14 protein-coding genes are annotated in these 14945 nt (G+C 58.6%); 8 read left to right on the forward strand and 6 right to left on the reverse strand.

The genetic code is table 11. The features are described from left to right. Window positions 1-47 precede the first annotated feature (47 nt). Window positions 48-1154, reverse strand: coding sequence for a sugar diacid recognition domain-containing protein (locus QRN41_RS04915; protein ID WP_034138059.1), 1107 nt, complete (start codon window positions 1152-1154; stop codon window positions 48-50). Window positions 1155-1314: 160 nt separating this feature from the next. On the opposite strand from QRN41_RS04915, the gene QRN41_RS04920 reads away from it, so the two are divergent. Both QRN41_RS04920 and QRN41_RS04925 read left to right on the forward strand, forming a co-directional pair. Beyond that, window positions 1315-2625: an MFS transporter gene (locus QRN41_RS04920; RefSeq protein ID WP_167417142.1), complete on the forward strand. Its 1311-nt coding sequence runs from the start codon at window positions 1315-1317 to the stop codon at window positions 2623-2625. A gap of 154 nt (window positions 2626-2779) precedes the next feature. Continuing rightward, on the forward strand, window positions 2780-3628 hold the full coding sequence (locus QRN41_RS04925; RefSeq protein WP_167417141.1) for a hypothetical protein: 849 nt from the start codon (window positions 2780-2782) through the stop codon (window positions 3626-3628). A gap of 52 nt (window positions 3629-3680) precedes the next feature. Here the strand turns inward: QRN41_RS04925 and QRN41_RS04930 are convergent, their stop codons facing one another. After that, window positions 3681-4598, reverse strand: coding sequence for a LysR family transcriptional regulator (locus QRN41_RS04930; protein WP_167417140.1), 918 nt, complete (start codon window positions 4596-4598; stop codon window positions 3681-3683). A 100-nt stretch (window positions 4599-4698) separates the two neighbouring features. Between QRN41_RS04930 and QRN41_RS04935 the strand changes: the two genes are divergently transcribed. The 3 genes from QRN41_RS04935 to rarD all read left to right on the forward strand — a co-directional run bounded on the left by QRN41_RS04935 (window position 4699) and on the right by rarD (window position 7518). Next, the gene (locus QRN41_RS04935) at window positions 4699-5403 is read left to right on the forward strand and encodes an SDR family oxidoreductase (RefSeq protein WP_285421244.1); all 705 of its coding nucleotides are present in this window, start codon (window positions 4699-4701) and stop codon (window positions 5401-5403) included. A gap of 101 nt (window positions 5404-5504) precedes the next feature. Continuing rightward, a complete protein-coding gene (locus tag QRN41_RS04940; RefSeq protein WP_167417138.1) occupies window positions 5505-6512 on the forward strand; it encodes an aldo/keto reductase in 1008 nt (335 codons plus the stop codon). Window positions 6513-6636: 124 nt separating this feature from the next. Further along, window positions 6637-7518 carry an EamA family transporter RarD gene (gene rarD, locus QRN41_RS04945; RefSeq protein ID WP_285421245.1) on the forward strand — a complete coding sequence of 294 codons (882 nt, stop codon included), beginning with the start codon at window positions 6637-6639 and terminating at the stop codon, window positions 7516-7518. A 63-nt stretch (window positions 7519-7581) separates the two neighbouring features. Here rarD and hppD read toward each other — a convergent pair whose 3' ends face one another. Further along, the gene (gene hppD, locus QRN41_RS04950) at window positions 7582-8658 is read right to left on the reverse strand and encodes a 4-hydroxyphenylpyruvate dioxygenase (RefSeq protein WP_034097982.1); all 1077 of its coding nucleotides are present in this window, start codon (window positions 8656-8658) and stop codon (window positions 7582-7584) included. 460 nt (window positions 8659-9118) lie between these two features. Between hppD and QRN41_RS04955 the strand changes: the two genes are divergently transcribed. Then, window positions 9119-10660, forward strand: coding sequence for an EAL domain-containing protein (locus tag QRN41_RS04955; protein WP_167417136.1), 1542 nt, complete (start codon window positions 9119-9121; stop codon window positions 10658-10660). 196 nt (window positions 10661-10856) lie between these two features. Next, window positions 10857-11219: a histone-like nucleoid-structuring protein, MvaT/MvaU family gene (locus QRN41_RS04960; RefSeq protein ID WP_034097985.1), complete on the forward strand. Its 363-nt coding sequence runs from the start codon at window positions 10857-10859 to the stop codon at window positions 11217-11219. Window positions 11220-11331: 112 nt separating this feature from the next. Here the strand turns inward: QRN41_RS04960 and QRN41_RS04965 are convergent, their stop codons facing one another. Next, window positions 11332-11868: a DUF4946 domain-containing protein gene (locus QRN41_RS04965; RefSeq protein WP_167417135.1), complete on the reverse strand. Its 537-nt coding sequence runs from the start codon at window positions 11866-11868 to the stop codon at window positions 11332-11334. A 195-nt stretch (window positions 11869-12063) separates the two neighbouring features. Here QRN41_RS04965 and gloA point away from each other — a divergent pair, with 195 nt between their 5' ends. Then, window positions 12064-12585, forward strand: coding sequence for a lactoylglutathione lyase (gene gloA, locus QRN41_RS04970; RefSeq protein WP_034097989.1), 522 nt, complete (start codon window positions 12064-12066; stop codon window positions 12583-12585). A 53-nt stretch (window positions 12586-12638) separates the two neighbouring features. Here the strand turns inward: gloA and ahpF are convergent, their stop codons facing one another. Both ahpF and ahpC read right to left on the reverse strand, forming a co-directional pair. Next, entirely contained in the window at window positions 12639-14204 is a 1566-nt protein-coding gene (gene ahpF, locus QRN41_RS04975; protein ID WP_040268398.1) for an alkyl hydroperoxide reductase subunit F, read from the reverse strand. A 132-nt stretch (window positions 14205-14336) separates the two neighbouring features. Continuing rightward, window positions 14337-14900, reverse strand: coding sequence for an alkyl hydroperoxide reductase subunit C (ahpC, locus tag QRN41_RS04980; RefSeq protein ID WP_003191303.1), 564 nt, complete (start codon window positions 14898-14900; stop codon window positions 14337-14339). Window positions 14901-14945 lie beyond the last annotated feature (45 nt).

The raw sequence follows: 14945 nt of genomic DNA on the forward strand, positions 1-14945 counted from the left end.
CGGCAATAACGCCGGTCCGATGCACAAGTGCGGCGCAGGTTTGTTGTTCATTCCGACAAATCCTGGGGCAGCAACTGCACGCCCAGGTACAAGGCGAGCATGCCATCGAGGGTCAGCGGGTCGACACCGCTGAGTTCGGCGATGCGCTCCATGCGATAACGCAGGCTGTTGCGATGGATGCCCAAAGCGTCTGCACACGCCTGGCTTTGCCCGTCGTGCTCGCACCAACTGCGCAAAGTTGCCAGTAATTGGCCGTTGCCGTCCTTGGCCAGTACTTTGCGTAGCGGGTTGAGCAATTCATCGAGGGCGTCGTCGTTGCGATGACGCCACAGCATTACCGGCAGGCGATAGCGATTGAGGGTCAGCACTTGCGTGTGGGGCAGGATGTCCCGGCCATAGGCCAACAGGTCGCCGACCCGCCGATAGCAACGGCGCAGCCCGGCCAGCCCGTCGGCCTGGCCACCCACCGCCACACGCTGGATCTGCCAGCCGTGGCCGGCGAGTTTTTCCAGCAGCTTGGGATTGTCCACCGGGAGCCCGGCCGGTCGGCACCACAACAATGAAAACTGCGCCGAGCTGACGCACCAGCTGTCGGGATAACGCGCAGCCAGCCAGGCGCCCAGGTCCTGCGCGGAGGCGCCCGCGCCCAGCTCGAACAGGTATGGCGTACGCGACAGATGTGGCTTGAGCCCCAGTTGCTGGGCTTCGTCAACCAGGCGCGGCGAGTCGCCGGATTCGGCGAGTAACAACGCCAGCAGGTCATCGCACCGCTGGCGGCGCCATTGTTGTTCGGCTTGCTGATGACGATGGCTGACCAGCATCTCGGCGGTCATGCGCACCAGTTCGGCGTAGGTACGCAGCAACTGTGGTTCACCGGTGATGCCAAGCACACCGATCAGGCGTTGATCGTGCATCAGCGGCAGGTTGATGCCGGGCTGCACGCCTTTTAGGTGCTTTGCGGTCTGGCCGTCGATTTCGACCACGCGACCATTAGCCAAGACCAATTGCGCGCCCTCATGGCGAGTGTTGATGCGCTCGGGCTCGCCGCTGCCCAGGATCAAGCCCTGGCTGTCCATGACGTTGACGTTATAGGGCAGGATGGCCATGGTGCGATCGACAATCTCCTGCGCCAGGTCATGATCCAGCTCGAACATGGGGTTAACTTCCTGCAAGGCGTGGTTGGTCATCGGCACAGCGCAAAGGCACGTTCACTGTGCGCGAGCACAAAGACAGCCCCCTGCTACCTGGCCGAGACTCTTGGGGCGATCAACGTTACCCTCGCATCGCGAAAAATCATAATAAAGAGAGAACGCCATGTCACAGAGCGCCGCTGTCACCCAGGCCAACGATGACGATAAAAACGCTGTCTACAAGCGCGTGACCCTGCGCTTGATCCCCTTCATTTTTATCTGCTACCTGTTCAACTACCTCGACCGCGTCAACGTCGGCTTCGCCAAGCTGCAGATGCTCGACGCCCTCAAGTTCAGCGAAACCGTGTACGGCCTCGGGGCCGGAATCTTCTTTATCGGTTATGTACTATGCGGCGTACCGAGCAACCTGGCGCTGAGCAAATTCGGCCCACGGCGCTGGATCGCCCTGATGATGGTCGTGTGGGGCACGCTGTCCACCTGCCTGCTGTTCGTCAGCACGCCGACGCACTTCTACACCTTGCGCCTGTTTACCGGTGCGGCCGAAGCCGGCTTCTTCCCCGGCGTGGTGCTGTACCTCTCGCAGTGGTTCCCGACCTTCCGTCGCGGGCGGATTATGGCGTTGTTTATGTCGGCGATCCCCGTGTCGGGCCTATTGGGCAGCCCGTTTTCCGGCTGGATTCTCAACCACTTCGCCGCCGGCCAGGGTGGTCTGGCCGGTTGGCAGTGGATGTTCCTGCTCCAAGGCATACCCACCGTGGTGCTGGGCGCCCTCGCCTACTTCCTGCTCAGCGACAGTTTCGCCCACGCCAAATGGCTCACGCCTCAGGAACGCGCGGTGCTGGAAGCCGACCAGGCCACGGACTTGGCGAACAAGCCTAAGACCACCAGCGACTCCCTCGCCGAAGTGTTCAAGAACCCGGCGATCTGGGCATTTGGCCTGATCTACTTCTGCATCCAGAGCGGCGTGTACGCCATCAACTTCTGGCTGCCGTCGATCATCAAGAACCTCGGGTTCAGCGATAACCTGGTGATCGGTTGGCTCAGTGCAATCCCGTATTTGCTGGCGGCGGTGTTTATGCTGCTGGTGGGCCGCTCCGCCGACCTGCGCAAAGAGCGGCGCTGGCACTTGGTCGTGCCCATGCTGATGGGCGCGGTGGGCCTGGTGATCGCGGTGAATTTCGCCACCACGCCGGCCATTGCGATCCTCGGCCTGACCATCGCCACCATGGGCGCGCTTACCGGCCTGCCGATGTTCTGGCCGGTGCCGACGGCGATGCTCAGCGCGGGTGCCGCCGCCGGTGGGCTGGCGTTGATCAACTCCATGGGCCAGATGGCAGGCTTCCTCAGCCCATATATCGTCGGCTTTGTAAAAGATGCCACCGGCTCCACGGATATGGCCCTGTACCTGCTGGCGGCAGTGATTGTGGCGGGCAGTGTATTGGCACTGCGCATGACTCGCTCATTGCGCACATAAGCCATCACTCAGGATGCACCGCGGCTGGTGCATCCTGAGCCCGCATAACCGTTATAAGCTTTTTGCTTTTTAAACCTGTCAACCTTGACAGTACCCGCTGCTTTTATTTGTTCTCATACTCCAGGCGCCACCCCACTTGGATGAGGACTGCGTCATGGAGATTCTTCAACTGCCCAGAAATTCGCATCTGGCCGATGGCACGGCCAGCGCGAACATGTCCGGCGTGATCACGCGCGCATTCAAAGCGGACACGGTCAGGCTGGAAAAGACCCATGTCCAATGGGTTATTACCGCACGCCAGAGTGCAGTGGGTTCTCAACCCAGTGTCGAGCTCACCTGCTTGCTGCCCTTGAGCCTTCGCGACAATGGCAAGCCCCATACCTACAGCTTCGACGGCACACGCAAAGTGACTACGGCCTCCGCAGCAATATTTACCGCCAACACCAACTTTGTAGCCGTATCAGGTGAAATTACCGTCACCTTGAGGAAAAACCGTATCGTCGCAACGTTCAATTTTACCGCCCAGCCCTATAACCAACCGGAAGCTCAGTTGATGGTGTCCCGAGGCACCTGTGACGTACATAACGGCAACGGGAAATTCGAGGTTGAGCTCAGTGGCGGGATACTGCCTATGCCCTCATTCAAGGCTGAAAACCTGGCCGTCAATACGTTTGAGCACTTGGGTGTCGCCCCGTACTACAACATCCTAGGGTGGTCCCGTGTTTTCCCCGACACCGAGTATTTCTTCGCCGTGCAAATTGATACCAAAGTCAGAGAGGGCACATACAAAATCGTCCTGGACGATCCACGGATCGGGATTTTGACAAACCTGATTGGCTTTCAGCATCTGTATGCAACCAGCGGTCAACTCACCATCAAAAAAATGCCACATGCCGGACACGCGATCGCGGACTTCAAGGTTGAATTCAATCATCCCCCCTTGCCGGTTTATTCAGCCAAAGGCCAACTGAATATTCAGGACTACGGCCAAGCCCCAGGATGAGCGGTTCACCGACAGACGAGGATGTTTCAATAAGGATGTGGCCTGGACGTCCTTATTGATCATTTCGTACGTCGTTCAACAGCGCATGGCAGCGTTGCTGCAAAAATGCCTGGAACACTTTTACTCTTTCCGACACCTGCGCACGATGGGGACACATCAGGTTCAGCGGCGCAGGCTCACCTTGCCAGCCATAGAACAACGGCACCAAACGGCCGGCCCTTATGTCCCGTACTACATCCAGTCCAGCTTTATAGGTCACCCCATGCCCCGCCAGCGCCCACCGCCTCGCCACTTCACCGTCGTCGCACAAATAATCGCTATGCACGGGCACTTCCTGCACCACATCGCCTTTGCGAAAGCTCCATGTATTGTTAGGGCGCCCATGGCGCATGTAAATCAGCGCGCTGTGCTGCGCCAGATCGGCAGGCTCACGAGGGGTCCCGTGTCGGGCCAAGTACGCAGGGCTGGCGCAGGCCACGCGGTGGTGGTGCGCTACGATCGGTAAAGCCACCAGGCTGGAATCATTCGGCACGCCAAAGCGCAGGGCAATATCCACGGTCTCGCGGAACAGGTCGGCGTTCTTATCGTTAAGCAGTAACTGCAGGCGGATATGGGGGTGCTGTTGCTTGAAGTCATCCAACCATCCCAGCAAAACCGTGCGCCCAAAATCCGAGGGAGCGGCCAGTTGCAGTACACCGTTCAAGCCTTCGCCGTGCCGCTTCAGCCCTTGTTCTCCTTCAGACAAAGCCGCGAGCGCCAGACGCACGCTGTCCAGGTAGCAGCGACCCTCTTCAGTCAGGCGCATGCTGCGCGTAGAGCGAGCCAGCAGGCGAACGCCAAGACGTGTCTCCAGACGCTTGAGCGCAATGCTCGCGGCGGCGGGTGTCAAGCCAAGGGTGCGTGCGGCGGCGGAAAGGCTCCCGGTATCCGCCGTACGGGCAAAGACTTCAAGGTCGAGAATGGAGCTCACTGATAAAAATCCTTTAATGATCTTGTCGATTTACCGCTATTTTTTCGACATTGCCAAGCTGAGAGTATGAATATCCCTTTTTTAATGCGAGGCAGTACCCATGACATCTCCCCTCAATGGCAAAACCGTGGTGGTGATTGGCGGCAGCAGCGGCATCGGCGCGGCGGTCGCCGAGCAAGCCAAGTCACGAGGCGCGCAGGTGGTGCTGGCTGGACGACGCCTGTCTTCGGCGCTCCACAACGGCCTGCGCAGTGAACCTGTGGACGTGACGGATAATGCGTCATTGCAACGCCTGTTCGAGAGCGTGGGCCGCTTTGATCATTTGGTTTACACCGCCGGCCCTGCCGTACAGGCGAAAAATCTTCAGGACACCGACCTGCAACTGGCCCAGGACAATTTCAACGTCAAGCTCTGGGGCGCGTTGCGGGCTATCCAGCTGGCACTGCCATTGCTCGATGAGCATGGGAGCATCGTCCTTACGTCCGGGCAGTTGGGGCGCAAGTTAGTGCCTGGGCAATTCATCAAAATCGGCATTAACGCTGCGACCGAAGCGCTGGGCAAACAATTGGCCAAGGAGCTGGCTCCGCGTCGAGTTAACGTCGTCAGCCCCGGCGTGATCGACACGCCGGCGTATGCGGGGTTGTCGGAAGATCAACGCAAGGCCATGTATGCCAAGGTCGGCCAGGCCTTGCCGGTCGGACGTGTGGGGCAAGCTTACGAAGTGGCAGCCGGGTATGTACTGGCTATGGAAAATGCCTTCATGACCGGCAGCGTGATCGACATCGACGGCGGCGGTTTGCTGTAAGGCAATGGCATAAACCGCATTCATGTCCATAGCCGGCTTGTTCGAGGATGCCGCGATCTGGTATTGCATAGGCTCTATCCCGCGACATTGAGGTGTTCTCTATGCTTTATCGTTCTCTGGGCCACTCCGGTTTGAAGGTCAGCGCCCTCACCCTGGGCACCATGATGTTTGGCGAACAGACCAACACCGAGGACTCGTTGCGCATCATCGACAAGGCCTGGGACCAGGGCATCAACTTTATCGACACCGCGGATGTGTACACCGGCGGGCGCTCTGAAGAGTTGGTGGGTGAAGCCATCGCCCGGCAGCGCCAGGACTGGGTGGTGGCGTCCAAGGTCGGTTTCGGCCCGCCGGATGGGTTGCCCAACCGCAGTGGCCTGAGCCGCAAACGGATTTTCAATGCCCTCGACGCCAGCCTGACCCGCCTCGACACCGATTACCTGGACATCTACTACCTGCATCGTGAAGACCACCACACACCGCTGGAGGTGACGGTGTCGGCCATCGGCGACCTGATCCGTCAGGGCAAGATCCGTTACTGGGGCCTGTCCAACTACCGTGGCTGGCGCATTGCCGAGGTCATTCGCGTGGCAGAGCGCCTGGGGGTGGACAGACCGGTGATCAGCCAGCCGCTGTATAACATCGTCAACCGTCAGGCCGAGGTCGAGCAGATTACCGCTGCCGCCGCCTATGGCCTCGGTGTGGTGCCCTACAGCCCGCTGGCGCGCGGTGTGCTCAGCGGCAAGTACGCGCCGGACGTTACCCCTGAGGCCGGCAGCCGTGCCGCGCGCCAGGACAAGCGCATCCTGGAAACCGAATGGCGCGTGGAGTCGCTGCGTATCGCCCAGCAGATCCAGCAGTACACCCAAGGGCGCGGCGTGGGCATGGTGGAATTTGCCATCGCCTGGGTGCTCAACAATGCTGCGGTGAGTTCAGCTATCGTTGGGCCGCGCACGGAGGCGCAATGGGACGCCTACACCGGCGCGCTGGAGGTGAAGATTACGGCGGAAGATGAGGCGTTCATCGATTCGCTGGTGACGCCGGGGCATTCGTCTACGCCGGGATTCAACGATGTGGGCCATTTCGTGTCGGGACGGACGCCGCTGTAAGCGCTCTGAAAGTGCAGCGCAGCAAACTTTTGTGCGATTTGCCCCAAAACAGAGCACCCGCAGCACGCCGAAAGCACCATAATCTGCTCTTCTTTTGATTGAATCGGTTTTGGGCGAGGACAGCGTGTCTAAAGGTGTGGCGTTATCGGTTTCGGCCTCGGTGTTGTTTGCCGTGATGTATTACTTCACGTCATTGCTCACGCCATTGAGCGGCCTGGAAATTTTCGGCTGGCGCATGTTGTTGACCGTGCCGTGCATGACAGTGTTCATGGTGGTCAGCGGCGAATGGCGGCAAGTCCAAGAACTGCTGCGCAGGTTGGCGGCCGAGCCGCGTTTGATCGCTGGCGTGGTGGTGTCGTCGGCCCTGTTGGGGGTGCAATTGTGGCTATTCATGTGGGCGCCTCTCAATGGCCGCAGCCTGGATGTGTCGGTGGGTTATTTCCTGCTGCCGCTGACCATGGTGCTGACCGGGCGCCTGGTATGGGGCGAACAATTGTCCTATCTGCAAAAGATCGCGGTGTTTTTTGCAGCGCTCGGCGTGCTGAACGAGCTGTACCAGGCCGGTGGTTTCTCCTGGGCGACGTTGGTAGTGATCATCGGTTACCCGCTGTACTTCATCGCGCGCAAATACCTCAAGACCGATCATTTGGGCGGCCTGTGGCTGGACATGGCACTGATGCTGCCCGTGGCCTGGTGGTTTGTGCAGAGCGGCGAACAGGGCTTTGCAGTGATGGACGCGCAACCGAAACTCTATGCGCTGATTCCGATCCTCGGCCTGATCAGCGCCTCGGCACTGGTGAGCTACATCATCGCCAGTCGCTTGCTGGCTTTCAGTCTGTTCGGCCTGCTCAGCTATGTGGAACCGGTGTTGTTGCTGGTGGTGGCACTGCTGCTGGGCGAAGGTATCAAGGCGGGGCAATGGCTGACCTACATTCCGATCTGGATCGCGGTCATGGTGCTGGTGTTTGAAGGGTTCAAGCATTTGGTACGCCAGCGCCAGGCGTAACACGCAGGCGTTAAAAAGCCCGACCAGGGTCAACTCTGGTCGGGCTTTTTTCTACGCGTGGGTTCAGTCGGTGGTCAACACACCGCGCCGAACCTGATCACGCTCGATGGATTCGAACAAGGCTTTGAAGTTGCCTTCGCCGAAGCCGTCGTCGCCCTTGCGTTGAATAAACTCGAAGAACACCGGGCCCATCAGGGTTTCCGAGAAGATCTGCAACAGCAGACGCTTGTCGCCCTCGATCGAAGAACCGTCCAACAGGATTCCACGGGCCTGCAACTGGTCCACCGGCTCGCCGTGGTTCGGCAAGCGACCTTCGAGCATTTCGTAGTAGGTGTCCGGTGGCGCGGTCATAAAGCGCATACCGATTTTCTTCAACGCATCCCACGTCTTGACCAGGTCATCAGTGAGGAACGCCACATGTTGGATGCCCTCGCCGTTGAACTGCATGAGGAACTCTTCGATCTGCCCGGCGCCCTTGGACGATTCTTCGTTCAGCGGGATGCGGATCATACCGTCCGGAGCGCTCATGGCCTTGGAGGTCAGGCCGGTGTATTCGCCTTTGATGTCGAAATAACGCGCCTCACGGAAGTTGAACAGCTTCTCGTAGAAGTTGGCCCAGTACACCATGCGCCCGCGGTAGACGTTGTGGGTCAGGTGGTCGATAACCTTGAGACCGGCGCCTTGCGGGTTGCGGTCCACGCCGTCGAGAAAGACGAAATCGATGTCGTAGATCGAACTGCCTTCGCCGAAACGATCGATCAGGTACAGCGGCGCGCCACCGATGCCTTTGATCGCCGGCAGGTTAAGCTCCATCGGGCCGGTTTCGATATGAATCGGCTGCGCGCCCAGTTCCAGTGCGCGGTTGTAGGCTTTTTGGGAGTCCTTAACGCGGAACGCCATGCCGCACACCGACGGGCCGTGCTCTGCGGCAAAGTAGGAGGCGATACTGTTGGGCTCGTTGTTGAGGATCAGATTGATCTCGCCCTGGCGATACAAGTGCACATTCTTGGAGCGGTGGGTGGCGACTTTGCTGAACCCCATGATCTCGAAGATCGGCTCCAGGGTGCCGGGCGTCGGCGATGCGAATTCGATGAACTCAAAGCCCATCAGGCCCATTGGGTTTGCGTGTTGGTCGGTCATGTTCGGTGCCTCATCCTGCTCTTTGAAATAAAGAGTCTGATTAAAGAAAAATCAATTGCCAGCAAGGATGAGGTGCAGGGGTGGCGCGCAGGACAGGCCTCGCACGCTGCGGGCGAGGAAGTCACCAAAGATGAGGGGGGAGCCGAGTCGCTTCATGGTTACATCAGTCTCTGACGGCTTTAGGCTTGCGTGAGCGCAAGTCATATTCTTGTATGCGTAAACCGATTCTACACAGCGTAACCTGGTTTGTCCGTACTCTTATCAAATCCCCATTGCCCTGGCGCGTGCAAGGAGTTTGTTGCACAGGCGGAACCCCAACAGAATCACCACGCCGCCCCGCTCTGGTCGCGTACGCACAAAACCCGGATCACGCGAGCATATTCGAACCGAGCCATCTATCATCGGAGCATCCCTGACCGCTACGCCGGTCACGCTCTCTGCGCAATAGGTTTCAGACCCCATGCCCCTCAGTGTCCAAGGCCCTTCAAAGCCGATCACCCGCTATGCCATCAGCCTGTTGTGCACGCTGCTGCCGATACTGCTGGGCGTGCTTATTCTGCATTGGCAGGCCGAACGCACCCTGGAGCAGAGTACCGCGCAGACCGCCCAAGAAGCCGTGCGCCAGTTCGACCTGATGCTCGACAACACCGCCCTCGCCGCCCAGGCGCTCCTGCCGTTGGCCGGACAACCGTGCGACAGCGCTACCCAACTGGCGTTGCGCGAGCAAGTGACACGCCGGCCGTTCGTGCGGGCGACCACCCTGTCCTGGCAAAAGAACATCTATTGCACTTCGCTGTTCGGCGGCGATTACGCCTCGCCCGTCAACCCGGACGATTACGTGGACGGGCGCCTGTGGTTGATGAATGGCAACCCGGTCACACCGGATACGGCGCTGCTGGTCTACCGCCTGGTTGACGGCGACAAGGCCGCGTTCGCCTCCATAGACGGGTACCACCTGACCAACGCGCTGCGCCTGATCAGTCGGTATGCGCAGTTGATCCTGCAGGTCGGGCCGCGCTGGCTCGACGATCAAGGCCGGGTCCACGAGACACTGCCACCGGTATTTGCGGTGGCTCATCACCACCTGGCGTCGGAACGCTATCGCTACAGCGTAGAAGCAGGCGTGCCGGCCGGCGAGGTGTGGCGATATATGCAGGCTCGCTATCCTGCGCTATTGAGCCTGGTGGTGTTTTTTGGCGTGCTGGCAGGCCTGCTCGCCCATTGGCTGCAAAAGCGCTCGTCGGCGCCGACCCGTGAGCTGCAACGGGCGTTGGGCGCCAATGAGTTCATTGCTTTTTTTCAACCCGTGGTGCGCGGCGACACCCGTGAATGGGCCGGCTGTGAAGTGCTGATGCGCTGGCAGCACCCCAAGGAGGGCTTGGTTCGGCCGGACCTATTCATTCCGCTGGCCGAGGATAGCGGCCTGATCGTGCCCATGACCCGCGCCCTGCTCCGTCAGGCCGCCGCTCAATTGGCGCCCCATGCCTCACGCTTTGCGCCGGGTTTTCATATCGGTGTGAACATCACCGCGCGCCACTGTCAGGACTTGCAACTGGTGGACGACTGTCGCGAATTCCTCGCCGCGTTTGCACCTGGCCAGGTGATTCTGGTGCTGGAGCTCACCGAACGCGAATTGATCGAACCCACCGACGTCACGCGACGTCTGTTCGATGCCTTGCATGCGCTTGGGGTGATGATCGCCATCGATGACTTCGGCACCGGCCACTCCAGCCTGGGTTATTTGCGCAATTTCAATGTGGACTACTTGAAGATCGATCAGAGTTTTGTCGCCATGATCGGCGTGGATGCACTCTCCAGCCATATTCTGGACAGCATCATAGAGTTATCTGGCAAGCTCGATTTGGGCATTGTCGCCGAGGGGGTAGAAACAGCGCAGCAGTGTGAATACCTGGCCGCTCGCGGGGTGGACTATCTTCAAGGCTACCTGTTCGGCAGACCTTTACCCTGTGATGAATTCATTAAGTCCCTGGCCAGCCATTGAATAGCCATGCACTAGCAATGCGCAAATTATGTTAATGGGACAAAAGACATGATTTACTCGTGACGAATTAACTACTACAATTTTTCTTGCCTGTGCAGAACTCGCAGGAGGCTTCTTCTTAGAGTCGCCTTAAAGCGCTTGGCTTGCAGCTTTTTTACAGTTGATATCAGCCAACTACACTATTGGAGTACCTATTTTGTCCAAACTCGCCGAATTTCGCGCAGCAGAAAGAGCCCTTCAAGAGCAGCTGGCCCAGCTGGAGTCCTTGAAGAACGACGCCAGCTTGAAGAAAGAAATCGAATTCGAAGAAAAACTCCAAGGGCTGATGAAGACCTATGGCAAGAGCCTGCGCGATATCATCGCGATCCTGGATCCTAGCCTGAGCAAGGCCAGCGCGGTCGCCTCCGCGCCTAAGCAGCGCCGCGCACGCGTGGTCAAGGTTTACCAGAACCCGCATACCGGCGAACTGATCGAAACCAAAGGTGGCAACCACCGTGGCCTCAAAGCCTGGAAAGAAGAGCACGGCGCGGAAACCGTTGAATCCTGGCTGCGCAAGTGATCCACACGCACTAATAAAAAGCCCCGCACATGCGGGGCTTTTGTTATTCAACGGTTCGCAAGTGAACTTAAATAAAAGTTCATTTCGTTCAAAATCGATCGTCGCGATTGCTCTAAAGTTTCAGGCTGTCACGCACCGAACTGACTTCATTCTTGCTGGCGTCATAGGCTTGTGCCTGACCGGCGTATGAAAATACATACGCCTTATCAGTATCGACCGCACCCACCAATGTTTGTGATAGCACATGCCGCCCGTTCTCGGTGATCACGCAAGTAGTTTCCAGTGCGTCGAGGCGGCTCAATGTCGAAGGGTGCATCTTGGTGCACACGCTTTGATAGCCGCCTTGGGCAAAGTCTTTTTGAATAGACTTACGCATTTCCAGCAGAACGCCTTGAAGATTAACTTTATGCCCCGCCTCAATCGGCGTAGCGGTCAGTTCCATGACCATCAAAGTCTGGCCATTCTCGTCATTCTTGATCGCTCGCTGTCGGGATACGGCCTGAGTGCTGACGGAAGCATCGCCCTCGGGCGCCAGCTCTTCGATTTGCCAGCCGCTGGGCCAATGAACTTCCGGCTCGCCAGCCAACACCCACTGACTGGTCAACAGCACACATACAGTACTCAACAGCGGTTTACGACACTCAATCATTGCGAAAACACCCCAGGGACCAGCGGCAAAGTGTGAGGCCCGCCACCTGCCAGTCGCAAGGCCTACGCGGGCTTTTTCATTTGGCGCGGCGGACGGGCCTTGCGTATCATGGCCCGGCTGCATAAATGCTTGCCGCAAGCCAAGGGAGCACTCCACGCTGGAGTCGCGCTTGCCCTATTTTTTTCTGGAGGGCCCATGAGCCTGCACGAACTGAACACCTTCCCGGGCGTCACCGCCCAGCCTGATACCGCCACCACGAACTTCGTGTTCAACCACACCATGCTGCGGGTCAAGGACATCACCCGCTCGCTGGATTTCTACACCCGCGTCCTGGGGTTCTCCCTGGTTGAAAAGCGCGACTTCCCGGAAGCTGAATTCAGCCTGTACTTCCTGGCGCTGGTGGATAAATCCCAGATCCCGGCCGACGCGGCCGAGCGTACTCAGTGGATGAAGTCGATTCCCGGCATCCTGGAACTGACCCACAACCACGGCACCGAAAACGATGCGGACTTTGCCTACCATAACGGCAACACTGATCCGCGTGGTTTTGGCCATATCTGCATCTCGGTACCGGATATCGTTGCCGCCTGCGAGCGTTTCGAAGCCCTGGGCTGTGACTTCCAGAAACGTCTGACCGATGGCCGCATGAAAAGCCTGGCATTTATCAAAGACCCGGACGGTTACTGGGTCGAGATTATTCAACCCGCACCGATGTAAACGAAAAAAAACCCCATGATCGCTCATGGGGTTTTGCATTTCCGGGCCTGTATTTATGCTGGCGCGGAGGTGCGGATCAGGTGGTCGAATGCGCTCAAGGAAGCCTTGGCGCCCTCGCCCACGGCGATCACGATCTGCTTATACGGCACAGTAGTGACGTCGCCGGCGGCAAACACGCCAGGCAGTGAGGTCTCGCCACGGGCATCGACGATGATCTCGCCACGCGGCGTCAGCTCCACCGTGCCTTTGAGCCAATCGGTGTTGGGCAGCAGGCCGATCTGTACGAAGATACCTTCCAGGTCGAGGGTCTTGAACTCGCCGCTGTCGCGATCTTTGTACGCCAGGCCGGTGACTTTCTGCCCATCGCCTTTCACTTCGCTGGTCAACGCACTGGTGATCACGTCCACATTCGGCAGGCTGTACAGCTTGCGCTGCAGGACTGCATCGGCGCGCAACTTGCTGTCGAATTCCAGCAGCGTAACGTGGCTGACAATACCCGCCAGATCAATGGCCGCTTCGACGCCGGAGTTGCCGCCGCCGATCACTGCCACACGCTTGCCCTTGAACAGCGGGCCGTCGCAGTGCGGGCAGAAACACACGCCCTTGGCCTTGTATTCCTGCTCGCCCGGCACACCCATTTCGCGCCAACGTGCACCGGTGGCCAGAATCACGGTCTTGGACTTGAGGGTCGCGCCGCTTTCGAAGCGGATCTCGTGCAGTTCGCCGGCACTTTTTGCCGGGATCAGACTGCTGGCACGCTGCAGGTTCATGATGTCCACGTCGTACTGGCGCACATGGGCTTCCAGAGCACTGGCCAATTTCGGCCCTTCGGTTTCCTGTACCGAGATAAAGTTTTCGATGGACATGGTGTCCAGCACCTGACCACCGAAACGCTCGGCGGCAACACCGGTGCGAATGCCTTTACGCGCAGCATAGATAGCCGCAGAGGAGCCCGCCGGGCCTCCGCCGACCACCAGCACATCAAAGGCGTCTTTAGCGCTGATTTTCTCGGCAGCTTTTTCGGCGCCGCTGGTGTCGAGCTTGGCGAGGATTTCCTCCAGCCCCATACGGCCCTGGCCAAAGTTGACCCCGTTGAGGTAAACACTAGGCACCGCCATGATCTGACGCTCATCAACTTCAGCCTGAAACAGCGCACCGTCGATAGCAACGTGGCGGATATTCGGGTTGAGCACTGCCATCAGGTTCAGCGCCTGGACCACATCCGGGCAGTTCTGGCAGGACAGCGAGAAGTACGTCTCGAAGCTGAACTCGCCTTTGAGGGCGCGGATCTGTTCAATCACTTCGACACTGGCCTTCGACGGGTGGCCACCGACTTGCAGCAGGGCCAGCACCAACGAAGTGAATTCATGGCCCATGGGGATACCGGCAAAACGCAGGCTGATCTCGGCACCCGGGCGGTTGATGGAGAACGACGGCTTACGCCCATCGTCACCATCGGTTTTCAGCGTAATCAGCGTAGTAAGGCTGGTTACGTCTTGTAAAAGAGCCAGCATTTCCTGGGATTTCGCACCGTCGTCGAGGGAGGCGACGATCTCGATCGGCTGGGTGACCCGTTCCAGGTATGACTTCAACTGAGCTTTAAGATTGGCGTCCAACATACGGGCGATTTCCTGTTCATTCGGTTTATTACAGTCGAAAAAAAACGCCCGAGCGAATCTCGCCCGGGCGTTTTGAGGGCGGTTGCAGCTTACTTCACAGGTGCGGAAACCCGCCCTAGAGACTTCACAGACTTAGATCTTGCCGACCAGGTCCAGGGACGGAGCCAAGGTGGCCTCGCCTTCTTTCCACTTGGCTGGGCACACTTCACCCGGGTGAGCGGCAACGTACTGAGCGGCCTTGATTTTGCGCAGCAGCTCGGAAGCGTCACGGCCAACACCGCCGTCGTTGAGTTCAACGATTTTGATCTGGCCTTCCGGGTTGATCACGAAAGTGCCACGGTCTGCCAGGCCAGCTTCTTCGATCAGCACGTCGAAGTTGCGGGAGATGGTCAGGGTCGGGTCGCCGATCATGGTGTACTGGATTTTGCCGATGGCTGGCGAAGTGTTGTGCCAGGCTGCGTGGGCAAAGTGGGTGTCGGTGGACACGCTGTAGATCTCGACGCCCAGTTTCTGGAATTCGGCGTAGTTGTCGGCCAGGTCTTCCAGCTCGGTTGGGCAAACGAAGGTAAAGTCGGCTGGGTAGAAGAACACCACAGACCATTTGCCTTTCAGGTCAGCGTCGGTCACATCTACGAAGCTGCCGTTTTTGAACGCAGTGGCTTTAAACGGTTTTACTTGGCTGTTGATGATAGGCATCGTTGACTCTCCGTCAGGGGTTAAGAAGTTGATGAGGTGAATCCT

The sequence above is a fragment of the Pseudomonas sp. efr-133-TYG-23 genome (assembly GCF_030209215.1).
Classification (GTDB): domain Bacteria; phylum Pseudomonadota; class Gammaproteobacteria; order Pseudomonadales; family Pseudomonadaceae; genus Aquipseudomonas; species Aquipseudomonas rhodesiae.